This is a genomic window from Citrobacter arsenatis, assembly GCF_004353845.1.
GTDB lineage: Bacteria > Pseudomonadota > Gammaproteobacteria > Enterobacterales > Enterobacteriaceae > Citrobacter > Citrobacter arsenatis.
The window spans coordinates 2,096,786-2,111,073 of record NZ_CP037864.1; the positions used below are offsets into that span (position 1 = coordinate 2,096,786).

General features: G+C 45.0%; 25 protein-coding genes and 2 pseudogenes. 23 read left to right on the forward strand and 4 right to left on the reverse strand.

Annotated elements, in window-relative coordinates; all coding sequences use genetic code 11:
- Positions 1–291 precede the first annotated feature (291 nt).
- The 4 genes from E1B03_RS11015 to E1B03_RS11030 are packed head-to-tail and all read left to right on the forward strand — an operon-like array spanning position 292 to position 1,820.
- Complete coding sequence (locus tag E1B03_RS11015) at positions 292–570, forward strand: phage holin (protein ID WP_003832349.1); 279 nt, start codon at positions 292–294, stop codon at positions 568–570.
- The gene (locus E1B03_RS11020) at positions 542–1,090 is read left to right on the forward strand and encodes a lysozyme (RefSeq protein WP_127674307.1); all 549 of its coding nucleotides are present in this window, start codon (positions 542–544) and stop codon (positions 1,088–1,090) included. Before E1B03_RS11015 ends, E1B03_RS11020 begins: the two co-directional genes overlap by 29 nt.
- A complete protein-coding gene (locus E1B03_RS11025) occupies positions 1,069–1,593 on the forward strand; it encodes a DUF2514 domain-containing protein (protein ID WP_133086195.1) in 525 nt (174 codons plus the stop codon). Before E1B03_RS11020 ends, E1B03_RS11025 begins: the two co-directional genes overlap by 22 nt.
- Positions 1,590–1,820: a hypothetical protein gene (locus E1B03_RS11030; RefSeq protein WP_000990801.1), complete on the forward strand. Its 231-nt coding sequence runs from the start codon at positions 1,590–1,592 to the stop codon at positions 1,818–1,820. The genes E1B03_RS11025 and E1B03_RS11030 overlap by 4 nt, the downstream gene beginning before the upstream one ends.
- A 75-nt stretch (positions 1,821–1,895) precedes the next feature.
- Here E1B03_RS11030 and E1B03_RS26335 read toward each other — a convergent pair whose 3' ends face one another.
- Positions 1,896–2,069, reverse strand: coding sequence for a YnfU family zinc-binding protein (locus E1B03_RS26335; RefSeq protein ID WP_213083834.1), 174 nt, complete (start codon positions 2,067–2,069; stop codon positions 1,896–1,898).
- Between the two features lie 141 nt (positions 2,070–2,210).
- Here E1B03_RS26335 and E1B03_RS11035 point away from each other — a divergent pair, with 141 nt between their 5' ends.
- The 6 genes and pseudogenes from E1B03_RS11035 to E1B03_RS11060 all read left to right on the forward strand — a co-directional run bounded on the left by E1B03_RS11035 (position 2,211) and on the right by E1B03_RS11060 (position 4,074).
- The gene (locus E1B03_RS11035) at positions 2,211–2,408 is read left to right on the forward strand and encodes a hypothetical protein (protein WP_044700634.1); all 198 of its coding nucleotides are present in this window, start codon (positions 2,211–2,213) and stop codon (positions 2,406–2,408) included.
- 41 nt (positions 2,409–2,449) lie between these two features.
- Positions 2,450–2,602: pseudogene (locus E1B03_RS11040) on the forward strand (DUF2514 family protein); the annotation flags it as partial.
- Between the two features lie 378 nt (positions 2,603–2,980).
- A complete protein-coding gene (cspG, locus tag E1B03_RS11045) occupies positions 2,981–3,193 on the forward strand; it encodes a cold shock protein CspG (protein ID WP_000066494.1) in 213 nt (70 codons plus the stop codon).
- A gap of 10 nt (positions 3,194–3,203) precedes the next feature.
- Positions 3,204–3,392 carry a cold shock small protein YmcF gene (gene ymcF, locus E1B03_RS11050; protein WP_057069020.1) on the forward strand — a complete coding sequence of 63 codons (189 nt, stop codon included), beginning with the start codon at positions 3,204–3,206 and terminating at the stop codon, positions 3,390–3,392.
- 73 nt (positions 3,393–3,465) lie between these two features.
- A complete protein-coding gene (locus E1B03_RS11055; RefSeq protein ID WP_000756041.1) occupies positions 3,466–3,696 on the forward strand; it encodes a hypothetical protein in 231 nt (76 codons plus the stop codon).
- A 204-nt stretch (positions 3,697–3,900) separates the two neighbouring features.
- Positions 3,901–4,074 carry a GnsA/GnsB family addiction module toxin gene (locus tag E1B03_RS11060; RefSeq protein ID WP_001100119.1) on the forward strand — a complete coding sequence of 58 codons (174 nt, stop codon included), beginning with the start codon at positions 3,901–3,903 and terminating at the stop codon, positions 4,072–4,074.
- Between the two features lie 372 nt (positions 4,075–4,446).
- Here E1B03_RS11060 and E1B03_RS11065 read toward each other — a convergent pair whose 3' ends face one another.
- Positions 4,447–4,986 carry a cytochrome b gene (locus E1B03_RS11065; protein ID WP_032943057.1) on the reverse strand — a complete coding sequence of 180 codons (540 nt, stop codon included), beginning with the start codon at positions 4,984–4,986 and terminating at the stop codon, positions 4,447–4,449.
- A gap of 275 nt (positions 4,987–5,261) precedes the next feature.
- Here E1B03_RS11065 and E1B03_RS11070 point away from each other — a divergent pair, with 275 nt between their 5' ends.
- Entirely contained in the window at positions 5,262–5,624 is a 363-nt protein-coding gene (locus E1B03_RS11070) for an HNH endonuclease (RefSeq protein WP_123266965.1), read from the forward strand.
- A gap of 135 nt (positions 5,625–5,759) precedes the next feature.
- Here the strand turns inward: E1B03_RS11070 and E1B03_RS11075 are convergent, their stop codons facing one another.
- Complete coding sequence (locus E1B03_RS11075) at positions 5,760–6,275, reverse strand: hypothetical protein (protein ID WP_103771375.1); 516 nt, start codon at positions 6,273–6,275, stop codon at positions 5,760–5,762.
- Positions 6,276–6,490: 215 nt separating this feature from the next.
- Here E1B03_RS11075 and E1B03_RS11080 point away from each other — a divergent pair, with 215 nt between their 5' ends.
- The 7 genes and pseudogenes from E1B03_RS11080 to E1B03_RS11110 all read left to right on the forward strand — a co-directional run bounded on the left by E1B03_RS11080 (position 6,491) and on the right by E1B03_RS11110 (position 10,959).
- Positions 6,491–6,988 (forward strand): phage terminase small subunit P27 family, encoded by a 498-nt coding sequence (locus E1B03_RS11080; protein WP_133086196.1) that lies wholly within the window; start codon positions 6,491–6,493, stop codon positions 6,986–6,988.
- A pseudogene (locus E1B03_RS11085) lies at positions 6,985–7,638 on the forward strand (terminase large subunit domain-containing protein); the annotation flags it as partial. The gene E1B03_RS11080 and the pseudogene E1B03_RS11085, both read left to right, overlap by 4 nt.
- 165 nt (positions 7,639–7,803) lie before the next feature.
- A complete protein-coding gene (locus E1B03_RS11090) occupies positions 7,804–9,039 on the forward strand; it encodes a tyrosine-type recombinase/integrase (RefSeq protein WP_133086197.1) in 1,236 nt (411 codons plus the stop codon).
- Positions 9,032–9,250: a helix-turn-helix transcriptional regulator gene (locus tag E1B03_RS11095; protein ID WP_046878980.1), complete on the forward strand. Its 219-nt coding sequence runs from the start codon at positions 9,032–9,034 to the stop codon at positions 9,248–9,250. Before E1B03_RS11090 ends, E1B03_RS11095 begins: the two co-directional genes overlap by 8 nt.
- 60 nt (positions 9,251–9,310) lie before the next feature.
- Positions 9,311–9,550, forward strand: coding sequence for a helix-turn-helix transcriptional regulator (locus tag E1B03_RS11100; protein ID WP_133086198.1), 240 nt, complete (start codon positions 9,311–9,313; stop codon positions 9,548–9,550).
- Positions 9,551–9,625: 75 nt separating this feature from the next.
- A complete protein-coding gene (locus tag E1B03_RS11105; RefSeq protein ID WP_133086199.1) occupies positions 9,626–9,841 on the forward strand; it encodes a helix-turn-helix transcriptional regulator in 216 nt (71 codons plus the stop codon).
- 20 nt (positions 9,842–9,861) lie between these two features.
- Positions 9,862–10,959 carry a ComEC/Rec2 family competence protein gene (locus tag E1B03_RS11110; RefSeq protein ID WP_133086200.1) on the forward strand — a complete coding sequence of 366 codons (1,098 nt, stop codon included), beginning with the start codon at positions 9,862–9,864 and terminating at the stop codon, positions 10,957–10,959.
- Positions 10,960–11,020: 61 nt separating this feature from the next.
- Here E1B03_RS11110 and E1B03_RS11115 read toward each other — a convergent pair whose 3' ends face one another.
- Complete coding sequence (locus tag E1B03_RS11115) at positions 11,021–11,200, reverse strand: YlcI/YnfO family protein (RefSeq protein ID WP_133086201.1); 180 nt, start codon at positions 11,198–11,200, stop codon at positions 11,021–11,023.
- 139 nt (positions 11,201–11,339) lie between these two features.
- Between E1B03_RS11115 and E1B03_RS11120 the strand changes: the two genes are divergently transcribed.
- Genes E1B03_RS11120 through E1B03_RS11140 form a run of 5 tightly spaced genes read left to right on the forward strand, consistent with a single transcriptional unit; the run spans position 11,340 to position 14,113 of the window.
- Complete coding sequence (locus E1B03_RS11120) at positions 11,340–11,582, forward strand: host cell division inhibitor Icd-like protein (RefSeq protein WP_133086202.1); 243 nt, start codon at positions 11,340–11,342, stop codon at positions 11,580–11,582.
- Entirely contained in the window at positions 11,575–11,820 is a 246-nt protein-coding gene (locus E1B03_RS11125; protein WP_133086203.1) for a hypothetical protein, read from the forward strand. Before E1B03_RS11120 ends, E1B03_RS11125 begins: the two co-directional genes overlap by 8 nt.
- Positions 11,813–12,013 (forward strand): uroporphyrinogen-III synthase, encoded by a 201-nt coding sequence (locus tag E1B03_RS11130; RefSeq protein WP_133086204.1) that lies wholly within the window; start codon positions 11,813–11,815, stop codon positions 12,011–12,013. The genes E1B03_RS11125 and E1B03_RS11130 overlap by 8 nt, the downstream gene beginning before the upstream one ends.
- A 4-nt stretch (positions 12,014–12,017) precedes the next feature.
- Positions 12,018–12,317: a DUF4222 domain-containing protein gene (locus E1B03_RS11135; protein ID WP_133086205.1), complete on the forward strand. Its 300-nt coding sequence runs from the start codon at positions 12,018–12,020 to the stop codon at positions 12,315–12,317.
- The gene (locus E1B03_RS11140) at positions 12,314–14,113 is read left to right on the forward strand and encodes a DNA primase family protein (protein WP_133086206.1); all 1,800 of its coding nucleotides are present in this window, start codon (positions 12,314–12,316) and stop codon (positions 14,111–14,113) included. The genes E1B03_RS11135 and E1B03_RS11140 overlap by 4 nt, the downstream gene beginning before the upstream one ends.
- Positions 14,114–14,288 lie beyond the last annotated feature (175 nt).

The following is a 14,288-nucleotide window of genomic DNA, read 5'->3' on the forward strand; positions in this document are numbered from 1 at the left end:
TCACTGATTATTTAATTATTTCATAATGTTTCAGCCAGGCTCTATGGAGGTGCAATTGCACCAGTGATGGGATTTTTGCATCATTATGGTGAGATTAATGGCAGATGTACTTTATGAACTGCTCAATCTACCGATACAGACGACAATTATCATTCGAGGCTGCCAAACGGCAGCCTCTTCTTTTTCAGGCTCACGGATATCACTCACTACGTGCTTTGTTGATAAATCCAGCCCGTGAAGCCTGACCCTTTAATCACACACAACACCATCCGAAAAATCGGAGGTAGGGCTATGACCAGAATGAGCACCATTTACAGCAGACTTTCATATGGAACAGGAACCACGCTGACCGGCTGCGGTGTATCAGCGAAGGCATATGCCGAAACAGCTAAAACAGCAAAAGAGGTGTCCTGGATGTTGGCCGACAGAATTGCAGGGTTAAGCCTGAGTGACTGGGCAATTATTGTTGGTATCGCATGCACCGTTATCACCTGTGCTGTGAACTGGTATTACAGGAAAAAGGAAAGGGAGGACCGGCTTAATGGCAATGTCACCAAAGCTGAAGAATAAACTGAGCGCAGCGGTCGTTGGTTTGATTCTTGCCGGGGCTTCCGCCCCCGTGATTCTCGATCAGTTTCTGGATGAGAAAGAGGGTAACAGCCTGACAGCATATCGCGACGGCGGCGGAATCTGGACTATTTGCCGTGGCGCCACGATGGTTGATGGTAAGCCAGTAGTTCAGGACATGAGGCTTTCTGCTGAGAAATGTGCCCAGGTAAACGCCATAGAACGCGACAAGGCGCTGGCGTGGGTTGAGCGAAATATCAAGGTACCACTGACCGAACCACAGAAAGCCGGGATCGCGTCCTTCTGCCCATATAACATCGGCCCCGGAAAATGTTTCCCATCTACGTTCTATAAGCGAATTAATGCGGGCGACCGTAGAGGTGCCTGTGAAGCGATCCGCTGGTGGATTAAAGACGGTGGCCGCGACTGTCGTCTGACCAAAGGCCAGAAAAGCGGCTGCTACGGACAGGTTGATCGAAGAGACCAGGAAAGCGCTCTGACATGCTGGGGGATAGGCCAGTGAGTAAAATATTTGCTGTGTTTCTACTGCTGGCTGGTGCGTTTATTGCCGGAAGTGTCTGGAGCGACCGGGGCTGGCAAAAGAAATGGGCGGAACGTGATAGTGCTAAGTCTTCGCAGGTTGCGAACGCGCAGACCGCCGCCCGCATGATTGAGCAAGGGCGCATAATTGCCCGTGATGAGGCTGTAAAAGATGCACAAGCACAAGCCGCTAAATCTGCTGCCACTGCTGCTGGCCTGTCTGCCACTGTTAACCAGCTGCGTACCGAAGCAACAAAGCTTGCCACCCGCCTGGACGCCGCAAAGCACACCGCAGATCTTGCCACTGCCGTCAGAAGCAAAACAGCCGGAGCCGACGCCGCAGTGCTCGCCGACATGCTCGGACGCCTTGCAGAAGAAGCTCGATATTATGCTGAGCGATCTGACGAACGCTACCGGGCAGGAATGACGTGTGAGCGCATTTACGACTCAGTGAGGCAGTCAAACAACAACAGGGTTAGACGATGAACGCAGAAAACCTAAGTGAAGCGTATTACCTCAATAACGATATAAAAGAACTACAACTTCAGAAAAGCATACTGGAAAGTGGTGCCGGACTTGGTGTGACAATCCAGTCTACCTATCAGGATAACGCATTTCTTGATGCCATACGCCCGCATGCAGTGGCTGAACTTGATCGCCGTATTGTGGAGAAGAAAAAAAACCTCTCCACTCTGGGTGTTACATTCTCTTAAATGAGAACAACAATAAAAGGTTATGTCTGCTTTGCCACATTCTGAGAGTATGAGTTTTATTTGGTAGTCAATCAGTTACTTTATTGGTTTGCTTTCCGATGGAAGATAGATGTTTCCACAGAAGGGGCAAATTAACGTTATATTGTTTTTTATTCTCGACAGACTGTGCTTTGACTGGCGGGAGCAATGAGGACAAGTACTTTTCACATGGCGTAAAGTACGCATCTTGATATCTTTGAGTATCGACATGTTGATTGTCCTGGTGGGCGGTTAACAACCATACACCACATGTTGGCTAATAGCTTCTTTTATAACCGTTACGATGTAGTCGTTAGCCATAATCAATCAAGCCTCGCAATAGCGGGGCTTTTTAACAACTGAGGAATGAGCATTACAGTAGTTCTTACAGCTAAGCAGATTGAAGACCTGGCTGCCTTCGCAAAAGAAGATGGCCAGCCACAATACACCATCACTACCGGAACAATCCCTGAGTTCGAAGCGGATGATGGCGAGGTTATCCCTGAGTACACCGGGCTGATTGCCTATTCCAAGTCGCTAGAGCATAGCGTTCTACAGCTCGATAACTAACGAATCAACAAAACTTTCCATCCGCCATGACACCACAATGTCTCGTAGACATGCCAGGAAGCCTGACAGAAGAAGCTCGATACCATGCTGAACGCGCTGATGAAAACTACCGGGCAGGAATGACATGTGAGCGGAATTATGAGTCCGTAAAAATACTAACAATGAACCGTAGAGGAAAAATAATAGCTCTATAAATTAAGATGTTGACGGTTTTCGTGGATAAATTTGTGAATTTTTACTATGAAGGAAATACGACTCTTCCTTGAGTCAAAATCCCTGACAACTTAGGGTGATAGATAAAGGTCTTACGCAGCATGACATAATTTTCGATTTAAGCTATTTAAATTAATTTTTATGGTCAAAATCCACTGAGATTTACTTACAAAACTAAACCTTGCTATGTTTGGTTAATCATGCGTTAATGAATGTCTGGTTTGTAACGAATTTATCTGAAGCAGTCGCTGTAATAATTTTATTCCTTGTTCCTGTTGAGATTTCCTTGTTAGCTTTTCTCTCTGATAATTTTTTTCGGACCATTCTGCCCAAGGGCTTACTCAATAAAGGTAATTTTTATGTCTAATAAAATGACTGGTTTAGTTAAATGGTTTAATCCTGAAAAAGGTTTTGGTTTTATCACTCCAAAAGATGGCAGTAAAGATGTGTTTGTTCACTTCTCTGCTATCCAGAGTAATGATTTCAAGACGCTGAATGAGAATCAGGAAGTTGAATTTAGTGTTGAACAGGGACCTAAAGGCCCCACGGCAGTTAATGTCGTGGCTGTATAAAGTAACTGTTATTACTAATAATATTCACTTCAGATGTCCGTGTTGCCACGGATCTCAGTACCGAACGTCAAACTTTGATGTTACTGAAAAAAATCCTTTCGGAGCAAAATGTATTTTTTGCAAATCAACAATGATTACATTTGATAATATTGCACTGTACATTCGTTCTGGTCAGTCTTCTTTAGAATTCAGAAAATAAATTTCAGGTTCCTTATGGAGCCTTTTTTGTATGCTGAACCGACAATCTCTGTAAGAGACATCACGGTAAAATTATGAAAAAAGTCATCGTTTTTTTTAATGCAGAACCTGCAGTTGTTGTAACCGTAATGAAAGGTATTACTACGATAATGCGTGAGTTTCCCAATGGGGAAAAAGCACACCTACCCGTGATGTCAGCGGGATTTCCATCTCTGACAGGAGACCATAAAATAGTTTATGTAGCCTCTGATCGTGATGTCAGTTCAGAAGAGATCCTCGAGGCAGCCTCGAAGCTTTTGAAATGAGATCTGGTTGTTTCGTGACCGACCCGGATTTTAGTACAGTGGTTTGTGTGGTCGCGAGCTCCTTTACATGAAGATTGTACTGCAAACTATTGATAATTGAGTCTTTCTATTCTATCTTTTAAACATATCAGCGCTTATACAAGTGCTCTACGGGGAATGTAGCATGCTTGGCGTTGATACGTTAGAGATCAAGAGAGGTAAACAATGAACGTCGAAGATTTAAAAAGAAAAACTGAAGCGGATATTTCTGAATTCATCACAAAAAAAATTATTGAACTCAAAAAAAAGACAGGAAAAGAAGTTTCCGATATCCAGTTTAATGCTCGTGAAAAAATGACTGGGCTTGAAAGCTATGATATTAAAATCACATTAATCTAATTGTTATAAGACTCAGTTCGAGTGAAAAAGCATTATCTTGAAAGGTAATGCTTTTTTATTTCTGTCATAAAATTTAGAACGTTGTCAAAGCCTTCACTTCTAACCATAGATTTTCTGCTTACCTTTTAACGGGTCCTCCTTGACGATTCTGACCATCGAGGGGCAGCAGCGGCGCGGGATTTGGAGCATTTTTGATTCTTCACGCAACCATTTCAGCATTTGATGCTGATGACGGAACACTATCCCCGAATACACTGGGTTGGTTGCATTCTCTGATTCAAAAGAACACAGTGTGCTTCAACTTGACTGAGCAGGCATTACAGCAGACATTCACTGAGTGCCTGCTGTAATGTTAAACATTAAAATTTGTATTTATTTCTTATCGTTACAATCAGGGATCATCCTCAAAAGAGTGTTATCTTTCTGGACGTAGTGATGGAATAACGCTGCACCAGCATGCGCTGCGATTAAAAAATATCCGATGTTTGCCAGTGTTTCGTGAGTATCTTTGATAAGTGATTTTGTTTCCCCGTCAGGAGTAACGAACGATGCAACGTTAAAACCTAAGAAACTCCAGTCCTTTCCACCGTAAGCCATAATTGCAATACCTAATAATGGTAGAGCCAAAAAAGAAATGTACAGCAGGATATGCATTATTTTAGCAGCCATCATCTGCCAGGCTGGTGGGGGGGGAGTGATAGCTGGATCATGATACTTATGTTTAATAATTAATCGTATTATCATTAAAAACCAGACAAACACCCCAACATTGTAATGTGTTTCTTTCATGAGAAGGTAGGTGTTACTGCCTTTGGGAAACCAGCCACGAAGCTCCATAGCTGCATAGGTTATCGCTATTAATATCAGGGTTAGCCAGTGTAAGCGAATCTGAAGTTTTGAGAATTTGACCATTATTCTTGCCTCAAACGGTGTATTACATCGACCATAAATCATGAAGCTTAACAAATCCTTATTTTTGTTGGGAGATTAAGAGTTTGTTATTCCAGCGATCTCACTTGAATGTTTTGATAATAATTCTCATTTTTATTTCTTTCTGATAATCCTTGATGTTACGGGGCAAGAACCGCGCAGATTCTCGCTATTTATGAGAACTTTCAATCAACTACTGGTTCATTTTTACTTTCCGCCTATTACACAATTTGTATCCAACAAACAGGACTATGCCGATGCCAGCACGTGCTAAACGCCCATGCCGACACAAAGGGTGTGCGGCAATCACCAACGATGTCAGCGGATATTGTGACCAACACCGAAAGCAGCATGCTGGTGACGGCTGGCGGAATTATCAGTCAGGAAAGAGCAGAAAAGAACGTGGATATGGGCGGCTCTGGGAAATTAAACGAGCGCGTATCCTTCAGCGTGATAAATACCTGTGTCAGAACCATCGCCGGCAGAAGATAGCGAAGAAAGCTACCAGCGTTGACCACATCATTCCAAAAGCTCATGGCGGTACTGATGACGATTCCAACCTTGAGTCGTTGTGCTGGGAATGCCACAGAGCAAAGACAGCAAGAGAACGTATTCGATGATAATATTCACTGCTGTAATGCATAAGAACAGTTTCTACATTCATGCAGATACCCGGAAGGAATTTTGGGTGTTTTTAAGTAAAACATTGGGATGGGGCAAATTTGAGTTAATTCGCCCCTCTGACGAGTTTAGCCCTACTGGAGGGTTGTTTGAATTAGTCGAAGTGCGTTCGGCAGATTCAGAACCCCCTGAGTCAGTAACTGTAGGGTCAAATGTTTTATGGCGTCTCCCGGAAGCTCTCGGAGTTTTGAAATCAATCCCTTCTTCTGATCTTCAGATATATTTGCGACACGGATTATATCCTCAAGGGCAACAATCGTGTCATTGTGTAACCGAACGGTTTGAACCTTAAGGATCGCACTTAAGCCGCCATCATCAAGAAGAAAATCAATTCCTTTCTCTGTAATGTTGCAGTATGGGGCGTTGAAGATAAAATCAACGCCAGCCATGGTTTCGCTACGTACGAAGGGTGTAGAAACAAGACCATGCATTTCAAGATATAGCATGCACGCCACAAAGTGATCATAGTTATCAAACTTCTCAATGAGGTCTCGCTCCTGTGCCTTGTTTAAAAAGTTAGGAGCACAATCTATAAGAGCGTTGAGGATCTCAAGTTGTAAGGCTCTATCATATTTTCTGGTTTTATCCATTTCTTAGACTCCATCGTTTATTTATTGAGATTAACTGAAGACACTATGCTGAACATCCTGATGGATGACCAGTATCTGCTTTTGCATGCTTTCTTGCTGTCATCTTCAAGGGGGGAGGGGGGATCAAATCCCTGACCCCTTTCGCGCTTTAGGACTGCCCGCTTCCTCGTATTTTTATACCCGCGAAAAATGAAATTTAACCAGGAGTGTCGCTTATGGCTGGAACGGCGGGGCGTTCCGGGCGTCGCCCCAAGCCAACGGCGCGCAAGGAGCTGGCAGGGAACCCCAGCAAACGAGCCCTGAATAAAGAGGAACCTGTATTCACACCGATTAAAGGTGTGGCACCACCTGACTGGTTTTCTGAGGATGATGGTCTACCAATGGCGGCCGTCATGTGGGAACTGACCACGAAAGAATTATGTGGACAGGGATTACTGTGTGTTACCGATCTTGCCGTACTTGAGCGCTGGTGTGTTGCATATGAGTTCTGGCGCAGGGCGGTTAAAAATATCGCCAGAGAAGGGCTGACTATTACTGGTGCTATGGGGGGGAAGATAAAAAACCCTGAGCTAACCGCAAAGAAAGAGCAGGAATCGGAGATGAGCTCTACCGGCTCCATGCTTGGCCTTGATCCCAGCAGTCGACAACGCCTAATCGGCCTTGCCGGACAGAAGAAAACCTCTAACCCATTCCTGAAGATGATCAACTCATGAGCCGGAAATCGTACCCCAACGTAAACGCCGCGAATCAATACGCCCGCAACGTTGTGCGGGGGAAAATTCCGGCGTGCCTGTTTGTCATTCGGGCCTGCCAGCGTCATATCGATGACATGGCGGCTGAAAAGAGTAAGAAATTTCGTTACCGCTTCGATAAAGACATGGCAGAAAAGGCCGCGAAATTTATCCAGTTGTTGCCACATACAAAAGGAGAGTGGGCATTCAAGCGGATGCCGATCACTCTGGAGGCATGGCAACTGTTTATTGTGTGCTGCGCCTTTGGCTGGGTCCAGAAAGGGTCGAAGCTTCGACGATTTCGCGAGGTTTACACGGAGATACCGCGTAAAAATGGGAAATCAGCTATTTCGGCAGGTGTGGCGCTGTACTGTTTTACCTGTGATAACGAGTTTGGCGCTGAAGTATATTCCGGGGCCACAACTGAAAAACAGGCGTGGGAAGTATTCAGACCAGCTCGTCTGATGTGTAAGCGCACCCCGCTGTTGGTGGAAGCGTTCGGGATTGAAGTTAATGCGTCCAACCTGAACCGGCCAGAAGATGGCGCGCGTTTTGAGCCGCTGATTGGTAACCCTGGGGACGGCGCTTCACCGCACTGTGCGATTGTTGACGAGTATCACGAGCATACAACATAGACATTTCAGGGAATCAGTAGTGTTCGCCGTTGTACGCTAACATGATGAATAAAAAGATTTTTTATTGTTTTCATGTTCGGATGTGATCACATGCGTTTTCCTTGTTACGGTTCACTGTGTATTGCAGTGTGTATTGCTTTTGTGTTTGCAGAGAGTGAATAAATGGCTGCGGAAAACAAACTTAGTGACAGGCAACTAAAGGCGCTACAGGGTAAATCGCAGGATAAGCAGCGTCTGTTCTCCGATGGTCGGGGAATGTCGGTCAGGGTGAGTAAGAATGGTGCTGTAAGCTTTGTTATGTTTTACCGATTGGGCGGCAGGGAAACATCTCCGGTTTGGTTGACGTTGGGAAAGTATCCTGACATGTCTTTGAAATTGGCTCGGGAAAAACGTGATGAGTGCAGAACGTGGTTAGCGGAAGGGATTGACCCGCGTCACCGTATCGGCTTAATCACAGAAGAATCACAAAGGCCGGTCACCGTAAAAGATGCACTTGAGTATTGGCTGGAGTATTACGCCAAACCTAAGCGCAGAACTTGGGTGGTCTGCGAACAACGTTTTGCCCGTTATATTTATGGTCGCCTGGGTGACGTGCCCCTAACTCTTTGTAATGCAGCAATGTGGGTAAAGTGTTTTGATGAGGTGAGAAAAACCGCTCCAGTAGCTGCCGGGCATACATTTCGAGATGTGAAGCAGGCCCTCAAGTTTTGCCGGGTACGCCGTTATGCTACTTCCAACGAACTGGAGGATTTCACCGTTATGGATATGGGTGAAAGGGCGAAAAAAAGGGATCGTGTACTTACTGCTGATGAAGTGCGGGACGTTTGGTATTGGGCAAATACTGAGGAAAATAATTCAAAATTATCTCCTGTTAACCGGGTGACGCTTGTCATTTTGATGGTATTTGGATGTCGCGGACGTGAATTGCGAGAGTCACTCTGGAATGAATGGGATTTTAAAGAGTGGATTTGGACAGTGCCCAAAGAACACAGTAAGAATGGGCGCGAAATTATTCGCCCAATCCCCCCGCAAATCCGTCAATGGCTGGTAAACCTTCGTGCAATTGCAGAGGAGGAGGGCACAGAGCGCCTACTTAATGGTGAATTTGCAAAACAGACAGTTATGAGCACCGTAGGTAGCCGTTTCTGGCGTAAGTTCCGGCATGAAAAATCATGGTGTCTGCATGACCTTCGCCGGGTTCTTGCCACCAATCTAAATGACATGGGGGTTGATCCTCATGTTGTCGAACAGCTCCTGGGGCATACGCTACCGGGGGTTATGGGAATTTATAATCGTAGCCAATATCTGGCGGCAAAACTTGATGCTTTGACGAGATGGGTAGACTACCTGAATTCGTTGATCCGTTCTGATGCTAAAGAGGGAAGTCCCAATGTATAAATTCATGAGTAAAGCAGAACTTGAACTGATACCAGATCTGGAACGCGTTATCCGAGAACCGGAATGTTTTTGGATGACTGGTCTACCAAAATCTACTCGTGCTTTTATGGAGAAAAAGGGACAGTTTCCAAAGCATCTGGTGCTGGGCCCTAAAATCTGTGCCTGGCGGCTTTCTGAAGTGCAAGAATGGATAAAGACCAGAGCACAATAAACTGACACTTTTCAAACCAGACCCGCTTCTTCAGGCGGGTTTTTTTATAGGATTTTGCTGATGAAAAAATTTATTGAACCAACCCCTGAGCAACGTCGGCATTTACTGAACGAGTATGGTGTTCCATACGACCGTATTGTTCGTGAGAAGGAGCGTCGTGACATCACCTCGCTATGTAGATCGTCAGCGTGGGAGATGGAGCAGAATGAAGCCTACCCGCAGCGACGTAAAATTGGTAAAGCGGGGGCAGGATGGCTTCTTAGTGATCTGCTCCACTGGCTGAGAAATCTTGATAGATAAGCTCTCTTTGTTACACCTGCACGCTACTATAAGTGAAAGTAGCCATCTTCATAACAAGATTCGTCAAGATCAAAAATGGCAGTTGTTGATAAAAAGAGTCTCGAGTACATTCCTAACATTGATCGTATGATCCGTGAGAAAGAATGCAGAGAACTAACTACTCTTGCGAACAGGACATTTTGGAAGCTGGAGAAGGAAGGGAAGTTCCCTGAACGGATCAAGATCGGGGCTACAGCAGTAACTTATCACCTCTCTGAAATGCAGGCATGGATAAGAGGGAAATGGAACTAATATAAATGCAAGGGTGCTGTATGAATGTTACGGTTTATAATGTTAAGCAAGGCGATTCGTTTTTAATTAATAACAAAGAATGCTTCAGTGGAGTTCTACCATTATTGGTTGATACAGGATGTAGAAAATTTAATATGCATAGGAAAGTATCAGTTTCATTAAAGTCTGAGCTTTTTTCAATTTTAATAACCCACTCTCATAGAGATCATATGGGAGGGCTTAAGGATATTCTTATAAACCCTAAATGTAATGTTGATGAGGTATTTATCCCTTGGTATCTCCCTGAAATATTGCAGATAAATAAAATTCTCAAGAAAAAATTTGCTGCCTATAATAGTTTGTCGCTCCCTTCGTTTAAGAGTATAAAATTATCTTTTTTAGGTGAAGGAGATAATGTTTATCAGACGGGGTGTGATAACTACAAAGTTTTAAACCCACCTAAAAATGCAGATCAAGTTTATGAAGGTCTTATGGGGGATGGTTTGGTTAGCCAAACTAACGATGTTGAATCTGTTATAACTAGGTTAAATGAACTTGGATTTGATGTTGATATTAGAGATGTGGTTGATTACTCCCCTGAGATTACTCCGGATGCTGAGCAGGAAATATACCGGGCACAGGCAAGAAAATTTGTTCTTAAATTTTTCACTACGATGTCCTCTTTTGTGTTTGGCGCAAAAGCAAGTAATATAAAAAGCAAAGTGAGAGAACATCTGGAGTTATTATCAAATCACACAAGCATAGTATTCAAATATAAATGCGTCAACGATGGTCTGGGGTGGCTTTTTACCGGTGACGCTGACACGGAAGCATTTTCGCGAATCATGAATGGTAAATATAAAAACTATCTGAAAGCAGATATGTTAAAAGTGCCGCATCATGGTTCTAAGGAAAATTTAGATGCTGTAACATTGGGGTTTATTAATCCGCTGTTTGCCATTGTTAGTCATAATAATTTTAAAGGGAAAGGTATAGATCGACATCCACATCAAGAAGTTATGGATCTTCTGAATATAGCTGGTGTTGAAGTTTTTTATACAAATGATGTAAAGAAAAACAATAAAGTAATTATGAAAAGTTCGTATTCTCGGCCATTTAGTGGACTTTTTAAATTTTAGAGAGCTCATTATGGCAGCATAAGTTGCTGCCATATTTTTTATGATAAGCAATATTGTTAATTTATTTTTGACTTGCTCTAGAGCTTTTTAACTTTTCACGGCAGGCCTCTTTTACCCAGGAGCTAAAATTTCCTGGCCCAGCAGCATTGTTGATTTGCTCAAGCAGTTCATCTTCAAAGCGTATGTTTTTGGCCGTACTGCTCGAGCGGTCAAAATCGCGTTTAGGTTTTTTTTCTTGCATTGGTATATACCGATCATGTAGAGTGAATGCTGATGGTATATACCATTTCCTTTTGATGCAAGTTTTATAAACATTGAAGCCCGGATAGTGTTCCACCACTTCCGGGCTTCTAACCAAACCGTTAACTGGAGTAACGATTATGGCTGGAACACAGCATACCCAAACTCACCCTAAATTTACATGGCTATTCCTCGGTATACCGAAGGGACAGAACTGCATGCCTGTAGTTATCCGCATTGCCGCCGACACCGAAGAAGAAGCCCGCGAATGGTATTCCCGCTGGGATCTAACCTTTGCTGCGAAGATTCGCTCTGAGTGCTCTTTGTACCAGTATGCAAGTGGCGCTTATGAACTGAATGTGATGGGGGTACATCATGCATGAAAAATTACTGACGTTCACTGTAACGATCCCCGCCCCAGAAAATTTCACCGGACGGGTGCTGGTTAGTGTGGAAAAAGGAACTGCCCTGGGGACTTATGTATTGCGTAAGAACGAGTTCACCACAACGGTAGAAAGCTTCTTTGAATCCGCAAAAATGGCGGGTGCCCAGATTATTTATCCTGATAACAAATCAACACTGGCTGAGAAAATGGGAAAAATAGGGGGGCATCATGGATAACCAAATCCCTATGCTGAAGGTCTCACTGCATGTCTCCCCTGATTTTTCCGGTCGTATTTTGCTTTACGTCGAAAATGGCTTTGTTAAAGGAGATACGGTCTTACGCCCGGATGAAATTATCGGTACACCAGTACTCTTTGATCACATTCTCGAACGCGCCGGTTATCGCGTAACGCCAGTCAAAAAGGACTAACGCCATGAAAAAGAAAATTAACAGCTTAGCTGCTGGTGGCCAGACTCGGCCTGAAATCCTCCCGGGCGATATTTTCCAGGATAACAGGGGCGAACGGATAACTGTGAAAATGGTTACTGATAACCGGATTACGTATATCAGGGAGGGTTATTCCGGAGAGTGTGTTTTCCCGATCGAACGGTTTGAAAGGGAGTTCAGCCTGGTGAAACGTCAGACATTCAGCGAATGGTGCAAGTCAAACAACACAGCAGAAAAAATTCAGAACCTGCGGACGTTGATTGCTGCTAAGAGAGCGGGCAAATGAAACGTGCTCCGAACTTAAAATTTCTGTCAAAGGAAAAATTCACAGAGGCGATCATTTTTGCCGGGGCTGATGCTTACGCTCATGCAAAGGGATGGGAAGAGGGCCTGGGAAAACAAATTGCCGAAGATACAACGCCCCCTGTCTGGCTGGGGCCAAAGCAACTGGCGGAACTAGATAACCTGCAAATTATTGATAAGGGGCGGCGTAGTGCTCGTGTATATCTGGCAGGGAACATTGAACCGAGACTGATAAACATCATTGGTGAGAAGCTGGCGCGGGCAGGAGTGCAGGACGCCAAATTGTATAAGGGCATTCCGGATCGCCAGCCAGAGGACTGGCATGATTATCTGGAGCGGATCCGTATGGATAGTGTTGTTGTCGATCTCCCGGTCCCGAAACGCGAACCAGACCATAGCGGAATAACACCGGCATTGAATCAGATGGGGGCCAGCCAACGCGGTGAAGTGTTGCTGGCTCATTATGACGGCGATCTGGCAATTCATGCCGACTCGGACACCGTACACCACTATAACGGTGTGGTGTGGATTCCTCTCCCGGATAAAGAGCTGCAGCGCGAAATGGCCCAGATTTACATTGATGCCGAAGTGGCCTATTCACAGAACGCCGTCAAATCGGCAGTAGAAACCATGAAACTAAGCCTTCCGGTTATGGGAGTGACTGCCAGAAATCTGATTGGCTTCAGTAACGGGGTATTTGATACCCGGACGGGGCAATTCAGACAGCACAGCAAAACAGACTGGTTGCTGATCGCCAGCGAATTACCATTCAGTCCACCAGCCGAAGGGGAAACGCTGGCCAGCCATGCTCCTAATTTCTGGAAGTGGCTCCGTCGTTCTGTGGCCAGTAATGATCGTAAGACAGAGCGTGTGCTGGCGGCTTTGTTTATGGTGCTGGCGAACCGGTACGACTGGCAGTTATTCCTGGAGGTTTCAGGGCCGGGCGGTAGTGGTAAGAGCGTGATGGCGGAAATCTGCACCATGCTGGCGGGCAAGGCTAATACGGTGTCGGCCAGTATGAAGGCGCTGGAGGATGCGAGGGACAGGGCGCTGGTGGTCGGCTATTCGCTGATTATCATGCCGGATATGACTCGCTACGCTGGCGACGGTGCCGGGATAAAGGCCATTACCGGCGGCGATAAGGTATCTATCGACCCAAAACATAAAGCGCCGTACTCGACCCGGATACAGGCTGTCGTGCTGGCAGTTAATAACAACGCTATGACATTCAGCGACCGCAGCGGCGGTATCTCGCGCCGGCGGGTGATATTCAACTTTACCGAGGTGGTGCCAGAAAACGAACGCGACACAATGCTGGCCGAGAAGATAGAGGGAGAGCTGGCGGTGGTGATTCGCCACCTGCTGACACGTTTTGCAGACCAGGACGAAGCCAAACGACTATTGCACGAGCAACAGAAATCAGAAGAGGCACTGGCGATAAAGAGAGAAGGTGATTCGTTGGTGGACTTTTGCGGCTACCTCATGGCATCGGTAGTGTGTGATGGGATGTTTATCGGTAATGCCGAGATAGTGCCGTTCAGCCCGCGTCGTTATCTGTATCACGCCTACCTGGCATACATGCGCGCCAATGGCCTCAACAAACCAGTATCGTTAATGCGGTTTGGTACGGACATGCCTGGAGCAATGGCTGAATATGGAAAGGAGTATCAGAAACGGAAAACAAAGCATGGAATACGCTCCAACGTAACTCTGCATGACGATTCAGACGACTGGATGCCGTCATGTAACAATAATTCTGAAAGTGCTGGGGTAGAGTAAAATTATAGATAAAGTGTTCACCAGTATTCACCCTGTTAAAAAGTCTATCTATTACATGGTGTTAAGGGGTGAACACTTATTTATGAGGTATTCACCAAGTATTCACCTGTTCACCTTCTGATTTTTTTTTGTTCTAAATGGTGAAGGGTAGGGTGAACACTAGTGAACACTTAAA